The 14,680-nt window shown below is 64.0% G+C and carries 16 protein-coding genes and 1 tRNA gene; 5 read left to right on the top strand and 12 right to left on the bottom strand.

What is annotated here, in order from left to right; genetic code table 11:
• The first annotated feature begins 38 nt into the window (after positions 1-38).
• From ACP7AS_RS04510 to ACP7AS_RS04520, 3 genes are read left to right on the top strand one after another with little or no spacing between them, the layout of a single operon-like run.
• Positions 39-854 carry a ferredoxin--NADP reductase gene (locus ACP7AS_RS04510; RefSeq protein ID WP_426027668.1) on the top strand — a complete coding sequence of 272 codons (816 nt, stop codon included), beginning with the start codon at positions 39-41 and terminating at the stop codon, positions 852-854.
• Positions 826-1,170 (top strand): chorismate mutase, encoded by a 345-nt coding sequence (locus tag ACP7AS_RS04515; protein ID WP_426027669.1) that lies wholly within the window; start codon positions 826-828, stop codon positions 1,168-1,170. Before ACP7AS_RS04510 ends, ACP7AS_RS04515 begins: the two co-directional genes overlap by 29 nt.
• 3 nt (positions 1,171-1,173) lie before the next feature.
• Complete coding sequence (locus ACP7AS_RS04520; protein WP_426027670.1) at positions 1,174-1,557, top strand: DUF1330 domain-containing protein; 384 nt, start codon at positions 1,174-1,176, stop codon at positions 1,555-1,557.
• Here ACP7AS_RS04520 and ACP7AS_RS04525 read toward each other — a convergent pair.
• Both ACP7AS_RS04525 and ACP7AS_RS04530 read right to left on the bottom strand, forming a co-directional pair.
• On the bottom strand, positions 1,554-1,907 hold the full coding sequence (locus ACP7AS_RS04525; protein WP_426027671.1) for an Hpt domain-containing protein: 354 nt from the start codon (positions 1,905-1,907) through the stop codon (positions 1,554-1,556). The genes ACP7AS_RS04520 and ACP7AS_RS04525 overlap by 4 nt on opposite strands.
• Entirely contained in the window at positions 1,907-3,358 is a 1,452-nt protein-coding gene (locus ACP7AS_RS04530; RefSeq protein ID WP_426027672.1) for an amino acid permease, read from the bottom strand. Before ACP7AS_RS04530 ends, ACP7AS_RS04525 begins: the two co-directional genes overlap by 1 nt.
• Before the next feature lie 202 nt (positions 3,359-3,560).
• Here ACP7AS_RS04530 and ACP7AS_RS04535 point away from each other — a divergent pair.
• Positions 3,561-3,636, top strand: a tRNA-Lys gene (locus ACP7AS_RS04535).
• Positions 3,637-3,704: 68 nt separating this feature from the next.
• Here the strand turns inward: ACP7AS_RS04535 and ACP7AS_RS04540 are convergent.
• Genes ACP7AS_RS04540 through ACP7AS_RS04580 form a run of 9 tightly spaced genes read right to left on the bottom strand, consistent with a single transcriptional unit; the run spans position 3,705 to position 12,641 of the window.
• Complete coding sequence (locus ACP7AS_RS04540) at positions 3,705-4,745, bottom strand: tyrosine-type recombinase/integrase (RefSeq protein WP_426027673.1); 1,041 nt, start codon at positions 4,743-4,745, stop codon at positions 3,705-3,707.
• The gene (locus tag ACP7AS_RS04545; RefSeq protein ID WP_426027674.1) at positions 4,735-4,929 is read right to left on the bottom strand and encodes a hypothetical protein; all 195 of its coding nucleotides are present in this window, start codon (positions 4,927-4,929) and stop codon (positions 4,735-4,737) included. Before ACP7AS_RS04545 ends, ACP7AS_RS04540 begins: the two co-directional genes overlap by 11 nt.
• A 2-nt stretch (positions 4,930-4,931) precedes the next feature.
• Complete coding sequence (locus tag ACP7AS_RS04550; RefSeq protein WP_426027675.1) at positions 4,932-5,261, bottom strand: DUF2190 family protein; 330 nt, start codon at positions 5,259-5,261, stop codon at positions 4,932-4,934.
• Between the two features lie 2 nt (positions 5,262-5,263).
• Positions 5,264-5,539, bottom strand: coding sequence for a gpW family head-tail joining protein (gene gpW, locus ACP7AS_RS04555; RefSeq protein WP_426027676.1), 276 nt, complete (start codon positions 5,537-5,539; stop codon positions 5,264-5,266).
• Complete coding sequence (locus ACP7AS_RS04560; protein WP_426027677.1) at positions 5,490-7,301, bottom strand: prohead protease/major capsid protein fusion protein; 1,812 nt, start codon at positions 7,299-7,301, stop codon at positions 5,490-5,492. Before ACP7AS_RS04560 ends, gpW begins: the two co-directional genes overlap by 50 nt.
• Positions 7,288-8,736 carry a phage portal protein gene (locus ACP7AS_RS04565; protein ID WP_426027678.1) on the bottom strand — a complete coding sequence of 483 codons (1,449 nt, stop codon included), beginning with the start codon at positions 8,734-8,736 and terminating at the stop codon, positions 7,288-7,290. The genes ACP7AS_RS04560 and ACP7AS_RS04565 overlap by 14 nt, the downstream gene beginning before the upstream one ends.
• Positions 8,733-11,741, bottom strand: coding sequence for a phage tail length tape measure family protein (locus ACP7AS_RS04570; RefSeq protein WP_426027679.1), 3,009 nt, complete (start codon positions 11,739-11,741; stop codon positions 8,733-8,735). The genes ACP7AS_RS04565 and ACP7AS_RS04570 overlap by 4 nt, the downstream gene beginning before the upstream one ends.
• A 1-nt stretch (position 11,742) precedes the next feature.
• Positions 11,743-12,081, bottom strand: coding sequence for a hypothetical protein (locus ACP7AS_RS04575; protein WP_426027680.1), 339 nt, complete (start codon positions 12,079-12,081; stop codon positions 11,743-11,745).
• 2 nt (positions 12,082-12,083) lie between these two features.
• Positions 12,084-12,641: a hypothetical protein gene (locus tag ACP7AS_RS04580; RefSeq protein ID WP_426027681.1), complete on the bottom strand. Its 558-nt coding sequence runs from the start codon at positions 12,639-12,641 to the stop codon at positions 12,084-12,086.
• A 623-nt stretch (positions 12,642-13,264) separates the two neighbouring features.
• Here ACP7AS_RS04580 and ACP7AS_RS04585 point away from each other — a divergent pair.
• The gene (locus ACP7AS_RS04585; protein ID WP_426027682.1) at positions 13,265-13,522 is read left to right on the top strand and encodes a hypothetical protein; all 258 of its coding nucleotides are present in this window, start codon (positions 13,265-13,267) and stop codon (positions 13,520-13,522) included.
• 593 nt (positions 13,523-14,115) lie between these two features.
• On the opposite strand, the gene ACP7AS_RS04590 is transcribed toward ACP7AS_RS04585, so the two are convergent.
• Complete coding sequence (locus tag ACP7AS_RS04590) at positions 14,116-14,556, bottom strand: hypothetical protein (RefSeq protein ID WP_426027683.1); 441 nt, start codon at positions 14,554-14,556, stop codon at positions 14,116-14,118.
• Positions 14,557-14,680: the final 124 nt, after the last annotated feature.

Raw genomic sequence — 14,680 nt, forward strand, 5'->3', positions numbered from 1 at the left:
CTTCCCCCTCGCCGCCGCACCGCTTAATAAAGCCCCGAATGACCGAAGCCGCCCTCTCCTCCCCGCCCGCGAAAGCCTCGCCGTTCCATGAACTGGAGGTGCTGTGGGTGCGCCACTGGACCGACCAGCTGTTCAGCTTTGCCATCGCCCGACCCGACGATTTCCGCTTCCGCTCGGGCGAATTCGTGATGATCGGCCTGCCCGGCGAAGACGGCGGAAAGCCGATTCTGCGCGCCTATTCCATCGCCAGCCCGGGCTGGGCCGAGGAGCTGGAGTTCCTGTCGATCAAGGTCCCCGACGGCCCGTTGACCTCGCGCCTGCAGAAGATCCAGCCCGGCGACACCGTGCTGATGGGCAAGAAACCCACCGGCACCCTGGTGCTGGACGCCCTGACCGGCGGCGAGCGCCTGTGGCTGATCGGCACAGGCACCGGCCTGGCACCCTGGATCAGCGTGGCACGCGATCCCGACACCTACAGCCGCTTCAAACACGTCGTGGTCTGCCACACAGTGCGCAACGTCGCCGACCTGACCTACCGCGACTTCTTCACCTCGGGCATTCATGACGACCCCCTGATCGGCGAGGAGGCGAAGGCCCAGCTGACCTACTATCCCACCGTCACCCGCGAGCCGTTCGATCATCCCGGCCGGATCACCGACCGCATCAAGTCCGGTGCCCTGTTCGACGACCTCGGCCTGCCGCACGGCTTCTCGCCCGAGCGAGACCGGGTCATGCTGTGCGGCTCCATGGCCATGATCAAGGAAACCGCTGAACTGCTCGAGGCCTTCGGCATGAAGGAAGGCTCGAACGCCGAGCCGGGCGACTATGTTCTGGAGCGTGCCTTTGTCGGATAGCGTCACCATCGATCCGCGCACCGCGCCCGAGGCCTGCGTCTCCATGGCCGAGGTCCGTGAGGGCGTCGACGCCCTCGACCGCGCCCTGGTCGTCCTGCTGGCCGAGCGGCAGCGCTATATGGACGCCGCCGCCCGCATCAAGCCGGACCGTTCGGTCGTGCATGACGACGCCCGCATCGAGGACGTGGTGCAAAAGGTCCTGAGCGCCGCCGGTCCCGCCGGCCTGTCGCCGGCCATCGCCGAACCCGTCTGGCGCACCCTGATCGACCGCTGTATTGCCCACGAATTCGGCGTCTTCGACCGCACACGGGGCTGAGAGATGATCCACCGTTTGATCGCGCCGCTCGCGGTGCTCGCGCTCCTGAGCTTCAGCGCCCCTGCGGGAGCGCAGACCGCCCCGGCTGCGGTGGCCAGGGCCTATATCATCAATGAGATCACCGTCACCGATCCAGCGGCCTATGCCGAATACGTGCGGCAAGCGCCGGCCGTGGTGGCGGCCTTCGGCGGTCGCTATCTCGTCCGGGCGGGGGCGGTGACCCCCATGATCGGCGAGCCGCCGACGGCCCGGATCGTCGTGGTCGAGTTTCCCTCACACCAGGCCGCAGCCGATTTTCTGGCCTCCCCCGAATACCAGGCGATCCTGCCGATCCGGCAGGCCGCATCGACGTCACGGGCCTATATCGTCGACGGTGTCGCCCCCTAGCCCCGCAGCGACCTCAGCATCAGTTCGTGGCGCCAGGCCGCGACGTCGGCCAGGGCGATGGACAGAGCATCGTGCACCCGTTCCAGCAGGGGTGGGGCCAGGGCCTTGTCGGCCGCCTCCGCCGCCTGACAGGCCTGGGCCAGCGCCGTTGCGCCGATGCCCAGGGCCGCGCCGCGCAGGGTGTGGACGGCATCCCGCCAGCCTTCGTTCCGCACGTCCAGCATCGGCGACCAGAGACTCGCCTGCTGCCCGAACAGGCCCAGCACCTCATCACTGATCGCGTCATCGCCGTCGGTCGTCGCCTCCAGCACGGAGAAGTCGACCGCGCCTGTCAGATCGCGCAGGGCCATCAGCCGGCGGTCTCCTCACCTCTGGCCAGCCGCGAGTTCCGCGACGACCAGACGAAATAGATGACCAGGCCGATCGCGTTCCAGATCACGAACCACATCTGCGTCCGGGCCGCGAGACTGAAGAAGAAGACGATGCAGCCGACGATGGTGATCGCGCCCACCAGCCACCACAGCGGAGCCCGGAACAGGCGCGGCCGGTGCGGATCACGGATGCGCAACACGATCAGGCAGACGCCCACGGCCGCAAAGGCGGCCAGCGTCCCGGCATTGGCGAGCGACGCCAGCTCGTCCAGTCGCATCACGCCTGCCAGCCCGGCCACGACAATCGCGGTGAAGACCGTCACCACCGCCGGGACTCCGCGCGCAGAGACTTTGGCCAGGCGGCGGGGCAGCAGGCCATCCCGGGCCATGCCCAGAAAGATGCGGCTCTGGCCAAACAGGAAGGCCAGCAGCACGGTCGGCAGGGCGATCACGGCGCTGGCCGCGATCCACTGCGCCGCCGTGCCCTGCCCCAGCTCGCGCAGGATGAGGGCCAGCGGTTCCGGGCTGGTCGCGAAACTGGCCACGGGGCGAGCGCCGATCGCAGCGGCAGCGACGACCAGATACAGGGCCGTACACACCACCATCGAGCCGACGATACCGATGGCCAGATCGCGCTCCGGCCGCTTGGTTTCCTCGGCCGCAGTCGAGATGGCGTCAAAGCCGTAGAAGGCGAAGAAGATGATCGCCGCCGCCGCCATGACCCCGGTCTGGACCACGGGCTGGCCGGTAATCTGCTCGGCGAACGGCAGGGCCGGCGCGCCGAAACCATTGGGCATGAAGGGGGTGAAATTGGCGGGGTCGAACCGCGGCAGGGCGATGGCCACGAAAGCAATCAGGGCGACGATCTTGATGACCACCAGCACCGCGTTCAGGTTGGCGCTCTCACGCGTGCCCAGCAGCAGAAGGCCGGTGACCACGGCGATGATGAAGACGGCCGGCAGGTTGACGATACCCCCGGCCACATGCGGACCGACCGTCAGCGCCGTCGGCAGGTCCATCCCCATCCCGGAGAGGAACCCGACGGCGTATCCCGACCAGCCCACCGCCACGGCGGACACCACCAGCGAATACTCCAGGATCAGGCTCCAGCCCACGATCCAGGCGATCAGCTCGCCGAGCACGGCATAGGAGTAGGTATAGGCGCTGCCCGCCGCCGGCATCATGGTCGACAGTTCCGCATAGGCCAGGGCGGCGCAGGCGCAGACCAGACCCGCAAGGGCGAAGCTGATCATCACCGCCGGCCCCGCCAGCCCGGCCCCGACCCCGATCAGCGTCAGGATGCCGGTGCCGACGATGGCCCCGACGCCCAGCGCCATCAGGTGCGGCCAGCTCAGGGTCTTCTTCAGCGCCGGCCCGTCGTGCGGTGCCAGCATGGCGTCGATCGAGCGTCGACGGTTCCAGAAGGCCATGATGCATTTCCTCGACACCGCGCTCCGGCGGTTGATTCCCCGACCCTAAACCGTCCTGCGACAAAGCGGAACGGAGGCCCAAATTCCCTTGCACGCGAGAGGCATTCCCATTAGGAACGCTCCTCCCCGCCGACGCCCGTCCCAGATTGGCCCAGGTCGGGACGGCACAGGTCTTGCGAGGCTTCTGCCAGACGCATGGTCCGGGTGATTAGCTCAGTTGGTAGAGCAGCTGACTCTTAATCAGCGGGTCGTAGGTTCGAACCCTACATCACCCACCATCGTCCGTCTTTGATTTTACAGCACTTTTTCAATGGATCGTTCAGACACCTAACGAGCAGTTGGGAGTCTAGTTGGGCGTTTTCGTTCTCGTTTCGAGCTTGCGAATAGCGGACTCAGCGAGGCCCCCGTCGCGCTTCAGATAGTGCGAGTCCAGGATCGACCCGACGTCGCGCAAGCTATGTCCGGTGATGGTTGCGATCTCCGCTTCAATGCACCCGGCAAGCGCCAGGCGAGTTACGGCCGTTCCCCGCAAGTCGTGGAAGGTGACGTCAGACACGCCAGCTTTGACGCAGGCCTTGCGCCACGAAGCCCGGAACCCGGACTCCGTCCAACTCGTGCCGGCCTCGGTTGTGAGGATAGTCACGGCGTCCTTTTTTGAGACCTTGGCCGTATCAAGCGCAGCCTTGAGGGGAGCGCCGACCGGAAGCGCCACGCGGGCGCCGGTTTTGCGTTGCTTCAGGCGGATCGACTGCCCGTCATATGCGGTCCAGGTCAGGCGCAGCAGATCGCCTTGCCGTTGCCCCGTCCAGAGCGCGAGCGTCAGCGCCAAATGCAGATGCGCAGGTGCCTTGGCGAGGAATGCCGCTTCGTCCGAGTCGGTCCAGATCGCGTCATTCCGGTTCGCCCGGTAAAGTCGGCCGGGTCTCTCCAAGGGATTAATCGCCGTCAGGCCGCGATTGAAAGCCCACGACAAGGCGCGCGCGAAGACGGCGAACCGATAGTCGGCCCCCCGGCGAGAGGTCGTCGCCAGGCGATCACGCCACGCCAGAAACTCGCCACGCGAGCGGCGATCGTTCAGGGCAGCGAGGGGGAAGTCGCCGAACTCGCCGGCAATGGCACGAAGGTGTTTTTTGTAGTCGGCCCGGGTCCGGTCCGCGAGCGACTTGAAGTCCGAAGACGACTCGTATGCGTCTAGGATTGAACGCATGGTGCCTTCGGGCGTCAGCTTCCGGGCGTTCACGGCCTCATTGTAACTGGCGATGAACTCCGGCGAGCCGGGCTTGCCGTTCAGCCGCGGGCCGCCCTTCCAAGCGTAATGATAGGTGACGGTTGAGCCGTCAGCGAGACGCTTTGAGATCCGGTTGATCCCTTTCAGCCTAACGCGCATCGCGACTCGCCTTCCATTGATCGAACGGATCGGACGAATTCTTCGCCTTTTCGGTGTTCCGCACAATCCTGATCATGCCGTCGGCGCCGATCTCCACCGCGCCCACGTCAAAGCCGGCTGCGAGGGCACCTTTCAGCGCCTTCGCAACATCGGCCTGACGGAAGCGGGTGGAGACTCGCGCCATATTCAGATGACCGGAACCAAGCGCACGTTGGCCGTGGCCGACGGATTTGACGAGTCCGCGACTGCATAGCCCAGCTTCTTGTTGGTAGAAGCCGTCTTCGTCACTAGGCCGGCGGTGGCGTCCCAGTAGACGAGGTCGCCAAGGGCGATCGCCAGGGCGGACACCTTCGGCAGTTCGAATGCGCCTTCCACGTCGACGTCGACCGGGTCGCCGATAGCTGCAGCGCCGTTCGCGACGCCGATGATGTTGCCAGCAATGACGACGCCGCCGGAAAGGACAGCCGCGGGGGCAGGGATGGTCACAGTGCGACCAGGTTGGACATGATTTCTCACAACTAGACTCCTTTGGAGGTGTTGAATCGGATGGTTTTGGGTTGCCGGAAGCCGGCGATTTGGCGTTTCAGGTCCGCGATGTATCGGGCGAGGGCTGAGAAATCGGCCTGCCGGTATTTCACGGCCTCGCCACTGGAATCGCGAACTTCGACCGCCGACCGTCCAAGGGCGAGGCTATGGTAGGCAGCCTCGGCCTCAGACAGACGTTGATGGATTGAAGCGATCACTTTAGGCGCCCGGATTGCGATAGGCGCCGCGGTAATCGGTGGCACCGACACCGAGGTCCAGGGACACGCGGAATTCGCGGCCGAGAACTTCGAAGCCCTCGCGGGTGACGATCTGGGGGCCGGGCGCCAAGCCTAGATAGGCCATTTCGAGAACCGGAGCCGTCGCCGGGTCGCCGAAGAGATACCAGGCGTCGCCGACGATGCGGGGTTCGACGATCAGGGTCAGTTTGCCGGCGAAGGGGTTGGCCTGGTCGGCGCTGGCGGCGTTGAGCACGGTCAGCAGTTGTTCGCCGGCCGTCTCTTGTTCCGGCCCGACGACAAGGTATTTCGGCGTGACAGCGACGGGGCTAACCCCATCAATGCCCTTTTGCGTCCGCAGAGCGACCCGGCCCGCCGAAAGCGAGGCGATCGACAGGGCAGTTCCGACCGAAGCGAGGTTGCCGTGGTCCGCATGGAAGAGTCGCGTGCCGTCGGACATGACGGGGCCCGCGCCGTTCGACTGCGTCAGCAGGCCGATCAGCGCATCAGCTTCGACCTGAGCGGCGGCCTTGCCGAGTCGGGTGGCGGCGTCACCGAAGATACCAAACTGGTCATTGATCAGCAGCTTGCGGCTGAGCGACATGATGCCGGCATAGGTGTCGATCGTGTAGCCTTCAGCAGCTTCGCCCATCGTGACGGATTTCACCTCGCCGGCTTCCGTCACTTTCTGCAGCGGTGACGCCTCGCCGGCCTTCAGGATCGTGACCGGGCGAAGATCCGTTACGGTCCGCTTGCGAGCGAGTGCCTTCAGCGGGCTTGCGGCGACCTGATAGGCGTTGTCGACGACCCGGGTTCCGGATTGCTCAAGCAGTAGCGGGAAATCCGAAGTCGTCATGGCCCGCTGCAACAGGGTTTCGCGCGACATTCCGCCGACGCTCACCCCGGCTCGAACCAGGGCGTCCCGGGCGAAGTCGACGAAACCGAGGTCCAGGTATTGCCGGGCCGGTTCGGACGCTTCGCGACCGCCCATCCGACAGGCCAGGGCTTCCGCCTGCCGTTCGATCAGGACTGCCGGATCGGTGTGATCTGCCGTGATGTGCGCGCGAACCGTGGCACCCGACGCAGACCGCGCTTGCATCGCGGCGAACGCAGCTTCCCTTGCCGCCGGAACGTCGGCTTCGGCGTCGATTTGCTCATCCGCCCATGAGCGGGACAGGCCGGCGATTTCGGCGAGGGAGCGGATCTGCGCATGGGCTTCAGCGCGGGTCACTGTGGCCGGCGCCGTGGCGACCGGAGGGGTTTGGACGACCGGTTCGGCCGCCGTGGTTTGGGTGGTCATCGCTTCACTCCTGATCTGCGACGCCGGATCGGCAGGAATGCCGACCAGGCTGACTTCTTTGATCGTCCAGTTCGCGGCGGTTCGAACCCGGACCTTGGTTTGTGGATCGGTGGTCTCAATCCAGCGGGTGACGGCGTAACCAACCGACACACCACGCAGGATTCCTTCCTCGACTTTCAGGACGGTCGAACGAACGTCCTCCGCAGCCGAGAGGCGAATTGTTGCGACGATGGCCCCGCCTTCGCGCCGCGCGCTGACGACGGTTCCGACGACGTGTTCCGAACCGGTCTGTCGATGGCCGTCCAGAACGACGATGCCCGCTAGCCCGGCAGGATCGACTGCGGAGGTGTCGAGCCGCTCAATGAACGGGCCGCGCGAATCTCTGCGTTGGACGTCAGCCCCCGTAGATATGACCGCCTCAATGGTCCGGGATTCCGGGTCGAACGATGACGGCGCGAACGGCGCCCGACGGGTTTCTAGTTCAAGCGTCAGCACTGTCGGCCTCCTTGGAAATTGGTTTGGGGGCGGCGGCGAAGTTCAGGCCAAGCGATGCCTCGCGCTCGCGGTCGGCTGCGATCTCCGCATCCACCGCTTCGACAGACCATCCGCGTTCGGCGACAGCTTGCCAGCGAGACATCAGGCCCGCGCCCATGAGGGTTTCGAGCGCCTGAGCGTCCTTTGCGGGATCGATCCAGGGCTGCGCCGGCATGATGAACTCAGCGTCGGTCCAATCCCGCGGCGCGGCTTCAAAGTCCGTCCCTGAGATCGCGCCGCTGAAAATCAGTGATGTGACAGCGCGCGAATGCACCGGCCGCAGAAGTTGCGGCGCGAGGACGCCGTATTGCACCTGTTCAACCCGTTGCCGGAATGAGACCAGATCCGCGCGAAGGGAGCCGTAGTTGGCTTTCGACAGGTCGCCACTGACAAGGTGAGCGGGAACGCCCATGCCGACAGCGACGGTGCGAACTGCAGCCGTCAGGAAATCCGGCGCTTGCTGCGCTTGGGGAGGCGAGGTCAGGTTCAGTTTGAAACCGGCAGGGACAACCTTGATCGTCCCCGGCTCGAGTCCGCCGGTCATGATCGAATAGTCTTGCTGACCATCGAACGGGTTGTCGCCCGACATATCGTTTTCGTTGGTCAGGAACCCGGCAAACATCGCCGAAACTTTGAAGCCGACGAGCAAGGCGTCGCTCAGTTGGTCGATTTCGTTCAGATTCAACAGGACCGGAGCAAGCCACGAAATCCCGCGCACCTGACCTGCCCCGATCTGCTTGAAAATGTGCAGGACGTCGGCCGCGTCCATTCGCTTCGCCGGTGCCCAAGATGCGTAAGCGGAAGCGGCTTGCTCCGGCCGAATCCAGTACGCGACCCGGCGGCCCTGAGTGTCGAACTCGACCCCGCCGACGATTGATCCGCCGTTGGCCAGATCAATCGTCTCGCTATCGTCCAGCAGTTCGACCGGGATCTGGCGAAGGCGCAGGCCATCCGGCGTGTCGATCATCAGGACCAGGGCTTCGCCGGCAATGACCAGTTCGCGGACAATATCCGCCTGCAGCGACCACCAATCGGAACGGCCACCGATATCCGCTTCATTCGCCCATTTATCGACGGCGGCACCGATCTCCGCTCGAATGTCAGCGGAGGGATGCGAAGGCGTCGGCCGGGCACCCGTTCCAACCAATGCGGCAACCCAAGCGTCAACAGCGGCCCGCGCATGGGCGTTGTTTGCGTAGGCATGGCGAGCACGGCTTCGAACCGTGGCGGTCGCGGCGAGCGTTTCGGTAGCGACCCGACCGAAATGAGGGTTGCCCCATGCCCGTCCGTTGCCGGCGGCATCGAAGCGCCGAACTGAAACCGGGCCAGTGGGGCGACCCGTCAAAGCAGCCGCGGCATTGGCGACGCGCGCCAGGAATGTGTTTGATCTGGTCATCCGGCCGCCGCCTTGAACGCGCCGGAGTTACGACCGACGAAGTTGAGCATGACCCGTTCGCCGGCGGAGGTGGCCAGCGCCTTCTCAAGCAGTTCGGCCGGGTCAAAGATGTTGACGATCTTCGTGTCGCCGCCTGAGCCCTTGTTGAGTCCCCCGTTGAAGCGGTGACGCGGGTCGCTCTCGGTCAGCACTTCTTCGTTGCGCTTCAGCACCGCACCGACCTCGTCAGGACGCATCCCGGCGATCCCGCCCGTGTGGTAGCGGGTCGCCGCGCTGATGATCGAGGACGGGATCATGCGCCGGCCGGACGCGCCGACCAGTCCGCCGCCGTGTTTGCCGACGCCCGGCGACTTGCCGCCGAAGAGGCTTGTGATGGTGCGGCTCAGGAAGTCACCCGCACCACTGCCGGCCCCACCCTTAACCGGTCCGCCGCCCATGGACTGCAGGGCGTTGAGGATCATCTGCTGCAGGATCATTTTGGCGATCTGCTTCAGGAAGTCGGCCGCAAACTGTCGGAAGGTGTCACCAAGGGACTGGATGACGTTCTTGCCTTCAGCGATCGACTGAGCGAGCCGGTCGAAGGCATCGGTCGCCCCGTTGGCCAGCATATCGTTGATCTGGATACCGGTAACGAAGGCGGCCTGTCCGATGCCCGCGGTCGTATCGAGCACGGTCTGGAGCGTCAGGATGGTCGCTTCGGCTTCCGGTCCGCCTAGTGCCCGCAACAGGGCAATCGCGTTCGGAATCGCAGCGAGGAGTCGTTCGTTGATCCCGACGATCTGTTGCTCAATAGCGGCGGCGGCGGCGGTGTCTCCGCTGCCACGGAGGAATGTCGCCCGGTCCTGCAGTTGTGAGCGGAGGGCGATCAGATCGTTGACCGCTTTTTCCGCGGCGGCGCGCTTCCGGGCGGCCTCCTCGAAGTCGTATTCCTGGCCCAGCTGGTCCGCCCGAACGGCATACAGGGCCATCGCCGCCGTCAGACCCTCTTCAGCGAGGCTCCGGGCGATGAAGGCGTTACGGGCTTCGACTTCGCCCCGCTGGATTGCCAGTTCGAGGGCTGCCTTGTTGACCTCCTCGAATGCCCGCTGCGCCACCTCGGCATCGTGGGTCGCGCCGACAGTCCGCGTGATCGCCTCGCGCTGCGCGTCCGTCAGCGTCAGCCGTACTTCAGCCGCCGCAATCTCGGCAGCATGGATGGCCTCGGCAATCTTCGACGCGCGTTCCGTTTGCCCGATCAGGGTGACGCCGAACTCGCGCTCTTTGTTTTCCGCGACCAGTCCGGCCACGAAGTCCGCTTGGGCCTTGGCCAGTCGCTCCGCATCCGTGACGCGGTCGGCGGGTGCGTTCGGGAGATTGGAGGCCGGGGGCGGTCGGGTGACGGTGTCAGGGGCAGCGGGGGGCGGACCGAGCAGACCTTGGCCGGGCTCTGCTGCAGCTTGTCGAGCAATGAGGGTGCTTAGTTCGGCATTTTCGTTCCGCAGCAGCGCGAGCCGGCGCGTCTGCGCGGCCACCGCGGCACGATCGCCGCCCTGCCCCCGGTTCGCACCAGCCGACGTCTGCGCGTCCGATAGCGTTTCGATTTCGCGCGAGTTGCGGAGGAACGTGGCGCGGGACGCGGCAAGCGTGGATTTGTTCGCGCCGGGGAGCATCGCCGTTAGCCTGGCGATGCTCCGCATCAAGTTGCTGATGTTCGCGTTGGCCCGGCCGAAGTCGAGGAAGTTCACGGTGTTGACGAAGGTGCCCCATGCCGCGCCGAAATCTTTGAGGATCTGCGTCCAGGGGCCACGCATCTTCGCAGCCGTCTCGCCGTAGCGCCGCTCGAAGATGGCGAACGCCTCAGTCCGCGCTTGCGCCTCTTTGCCCTGATCCCGCAGCGCCTTGATGTGCTTGCGCTCGGCGGCGGTGAGGAAGTTCAACTGGTCGTCGAGGGTCAGGATCGCGTCGGCGTTACCGCTGAAGGCATCAGAAACTGTCTTGGCCGCGTCCTTGACGTCGACCTTCATCACCTTGGCGAAGTCCAGGGCGGTGCGGCCGAAGCGTTCCAGATATTCCGGGGCGACGTTGTCCCCGACGAACTCAGTCAGGGCCGTCCGCGCGTCCTTGAGCGACCCGGCATAGATGTCGAGGTTCTGGGCGAGGGCTGCGAGTTTGCCCGCGGTGTAGTCGGCACCGTTGCCCGACCGCGTCAGCAACTGGTCGAACGCCTTGAGCGATTCCGCTTCGTTCTTGACCCGCGTCAACGCGGTGATGAACGGCGAAAGGGCTGCCGTGGTCAGGATGATAGCAGGAGCGAGTCGCAGCGCGCCGGAGATCACCTTGGGGAAAATCTGGGCGATCTGGCCGAACTGCTGCGCGAAAACCTGCGTGACGGGCGTCCCGCTGGCGATCTGCGTGAAGACGTCGTTGATCTGGTAACTGAGATTCTGCAACTCGAACGGACGCAGACCCAACGGGCCGCGACCTTGGCGGGTGGCTGCGGAGTCCGTGATCTGTCCGGCCAGGTCGCCGCCGGCACCGCGACCCTTCAGCGCCGCAGCCGAGGCGTTGCTCCGCAGGGCGCCCGTGTTGCGGACAAGGGCTGCGGTCTCTGCGTCGACGGCAGCGGCAGACTTGCGGGCCCCGGTGGCGACCGCGTCCATGGCGGCGAAGGAGCCACGGGCACTCGACGTCATCCCGATATAGGCGTTGGCCTGCTCACGCAGTTGCGCCCGAAGCGCGGACACGGCGGCCTTCTGCGAGGCGAACTCTGCCTTCAGCGCGGCCGACGGACGCTTGGCCTCCGACATCTTCTGCCCGAGGCGTCCGACCTCCGCAGACAGGGCCGCATACTGATCGACCCCGGCCTTGAGTTCTGCCTGCTTGCCGGCGATCACGTCACGGCGGCGGCTCGTCTTCTCTTGGGCCGCGGCGAAACGACGAAGACCAGATTCCGCCGAAGCGAGACCGGCCTTCGTCGCGTCACGCGCTGTTACGAGGAGTTCGACTGACTTCTGCCCGTTCGCCATGTCAGTTGCCCTTGCCCGGGGCGTTGAACCGGCGGCAATTCTCACCGGCAATCCGACCGATGCGCAGCATAAGATCGCGCGTCTTTTTCTCCGAACCCAAGACGCTGACCCAGGCGGCGAAGATTTGGGTGCCGCGCTTCAAATCCTGATCGATTGCGGCCCGCGCGAAGACGGAAGCGATCTCTCTGTTGCAAGCGTCCTTGGCCGCGTCAGAAACCTCCGGCTCCGCACTGGCCACCGGCATCATGTACCGATCGGCAATGGCACCGAGTTCGGCGCGGCGCAGCGCGGCCACTTCACACAGCAGCGCGACGTCAGCTGAAGGCGAGGCGTCGACCACGGTCAGGCCTCAGTCGCGATCAGAGGGAGCAACAGATTGGTCGCGTGAATGTATGTGACGGTTTCGATCGGCCGGCCGTCGCCAAGCAGAACGCCAGGGGACAACGGGGCGGCGCCGAAGCGCAGCTGGTGCCCGTCACTCCGGAGACGCACCCATTGCGACAGTGTGGTCCGGGCCTCAGCGTCCGTGGATCGCGCCGATGCCAGTTCCACAAGCCAATTTTCGCCACCTCGGATTCTCGGAATGATCGCGTCGAGACTGATCTCGTAGTTCCCGCATTCGGGAAAAACGACAGTCCGGCCGTGGTCGATCACATTCCGAAGCCAGCCCAGGTCGCGGCACGTCATGTCGATGTCAGACGCGGCTAGGAGCAATCGTCCAATCAACATCTCCCGGAGGTCGAAGTGACTGGTACCGCGACCGTCGCGCGGAAGGGGAGCGGCTTTGATTAAACCGTGCGCATCGAAGTGGCGAAGCTTCCGATGGATTTCGCCAATCTCGCTGTCCGCCACTGCGAACGACTGCGCCATCTGAAGAAGAGTTTTGGTTTCGGCGATCATCAGATTTCCCTGTGCTGTTCTTTTTGCCTATATCGAAAACAGCCAAGCAGAGTCAAATTTTATACTTTCTCAAGATAAGAGAATATCGGGTTTATCCTATCTAGAGAAACAACTTATGGCGCCGTTACTTGCCATCTGCGGTCATACGTGCGACCTTGGCTTTGTCGAGGCCGCAGGTTTTGTTCCTTTCCTTGGGCAGCGACACAGGCGGGGAGGTTGCGCGGGCGTTCGCCATGCGCCATCGCGACCTTATCGGAGACGGCCGGGAATCATGGGGATGAGGCCGGCCGTCTCCCCGCCCCTTTGTTTGGAGGTGCCCCATGGATGATGATCTGATCCTCTTGCGAGACGCCCTGTACGGGACCGGCGGACCCGACGCGCCGCGCGGCCTTCACCCCGATGTCCGGATCTCCGAAGTTCGAGAGAAAATCGGCCCAGTGCTCAGGCGGCGCCCTTGGCGGCGCGGCCGATCATACGAGTTTGTCCGTCAAGTAGACGTCGAACGCGCGTGGTCACGTATAAGCAGCCAAGCCACGCAATAGGAGAGTCGTTTCTCTATTTAAGAGTCTTGACGTTCCGATTGTGACTCTATTTGCTTCAATTATCAGCAATGGAGAACAAACGTGACACAATTTAGCTTCGCGACATATTCGGATGCAGGCGCGGTCATTGCGTTTTGGGCGCCGGAGGTTTCAGGAAACTGGGGCGCAGACAACGCCAAAGGGCACGGCTATGCCAAAGAAGTTTTAGAATACATCCGCCACCACGACGTGCCGCCGCTCTTGGGCTACGTCACCAAAGCCATGATCGCTCACGGCGAATTCGGGGGTGTCGAAGTCGGGTTCTGCGAAATGATCGCGTGGCACGCATCGGGCGTCTGAACCTAGCGGAAAGCGGACTCTCGTAGGGTCCGCTAAGGGGGGGAAGCGGACATCAGCGCACGATGGTTAGAGAGCCGCCCTCGATCTGAACCGGCCTCATTATTGGCGCACAGCCGGAACTCCCGTCTGGGCAAACTGTCCAACAGGGCTCCAGTGGCACCAGAACGCCAGTTGCTTCCGCAATCATCCCTTCGCGCCAACCGGTTCGTGCTGCGTCAGACATTCTGACGGCAGAGCTAATCACAATGTCAGAACGCCGTGCAGGGTCGGATGAGACGAAGGCCACATTTGAATGTGCGCCTATGACAACCGGGCCGCGGAAGCGGAGGCACCGGCCGAAATGATCTTCGGGCCTGTCGAAGATGTCGCCGAGCTCGACCGTCTCACATGCTGCCGACGAGTGGCGCTCCATACTTGTGTTCGGGGTGCCAAGGGATTGAACTCCACAGCCCACTGTTCCCACCGCCATCACCAACAAGACGAAAACAGGTACGGGGCGAAGCGTGTGCATATGGCAGGATGACACAGGGGTGCGAGCGTCCACAACGGGTCGGGAGCAGACGGTCGCTCATGCGTGGGAAGCGGATATTACCTCATTCGTATGCGGAGTATTCAGCATCATCAAACTGGGGCGTTCCGGCCTTAGCTTGACCGCTGGCATACGCCACACCGTAGGGAAATCCGTCAGCAGATATTTCTATGAGTCCTCCAACCATATTGATCACAACACGAGCTGGGTAGGGACATCCGCTGACTACATAGAGACTTATTTTTTCTATCCGGTTGGCGGAGGATAAAGACTGTTTGGGGTAACCTGCGGGGTCGACAGGAACGTCATCGGTCGCAACCAAATAACCGATCCCTCCGACCTCCTCCTCCAAATAGTCCGGCTGGATCATGATCCGTCTGCCAGTTGATAGGACAAAAACAACCCTGATTGGTTGCCCGAACGTATGGGACAGAGCGTAGATGTTGCTTACCGCAAGAGGCATCTCGCCCAGCGACTCGATTACGTCTTCAAACCTAGCATCCACCCTACAAACCCATCCTCGCGTCAGTTTCTCCCCCGAGTGGACTATCACACAGGGGGGGGCGCTGTTTCCAGTCTCTGGCGCAGACCTAATGTCCGCTGTGGGTCGGAAGCCGACCGTCGCCTAC

It is taken from the genome of Brevundimonas sp. TWP2-3-4b2 (genome assembly GCF_049897345.1).
Classification (GTDB): domain Bacteria; phylum Pseudomonadota; class Alphaproteobacteria; order Caulobacterales; family Caulobacteraceae; genus Brevundimonas.

What these genes read in the sequence shown, in the direction of transcription:
- ACP7AS_RS04510 (WP_426027668.1), top strand. Translation starts at nt 39, where the DNA reads ATGACCGAAGCCGCCCTCTCCTCCCCGCCCGCGAAAGCCTCGCCGTTC.
- ACP7AS_RS04515 (WP_426027669.1), top strand. Translation starts at nt 826, where the DNA reads ATGTTCTGGAGCGTGCCTTTGTCGGATAGCGTCACCATCGATCCGCGC.
- ACP7AS_RS04520 (WP_426027670.1), top strand. Translation starts at nt 1,174, where the DNA reads ATGATCCACCGTTTGATCGCGCCGCTCGCGGTGCTCGCGCTCCTGAGC.
- ACP7AS_RS04525 (WP_426027671.1), bottom strand. Translation starts at nt 1,907, where the DNA reads ATGGCCCTGCGCGATCTGACAGGCGCGGTCGACTTCTCCGTGCTGGAG.
- ACP7AS_RS04530 (WP_426027672.1), bottom strand. Translation starts at nt 3,358, where the DNA reads ATGGCCTTCTGGAACCGTCGACGCTCGATCGACGCCATGCTGGCACCG.
- ACP7AS_RS04540 (WP_426027673.1), bottom strand. Translation starts at nt 4,745, where the DNA reads ATGCGCGTTAGGCTGAAAGGGATCAACCGGATCTCAAAGCGTCTCGCT.
- ACP7AS_RS04545 (WP_426027674.1), bottom strand. Translation starts at nt 4,929, where the DNA reads ATGGCGCGAGTCTCCACCCGCTTCCGTCAGGCCGATGTTGCGAAGGCG.
- ACP7AS_RS04565 (WP_426027678.1), bottom strand. Translation starts at nt 8,736, where the DNA reads ATGACCAGATCAAACACATTCCTGGCGCGCGTCGCCAATGCCGCGGCT.
- ACP7AS_RS04570 (WP_426027679.1), bottom strand. Translation starts at nt 11,741, where the DNA reads ATGGCGAACGGGCAGAAGTCAGTCGAACTCCTCGTAACAGCGCGTGAC.
- ACP7AS_RS04580 (WP_426027681.1), bottom strand. Translation starts at nt 12,641, where the DNA reads ATGATCGCCGAAACCAAAACTCTTCTTCAGATGGCGCAGTCGTTCGCA.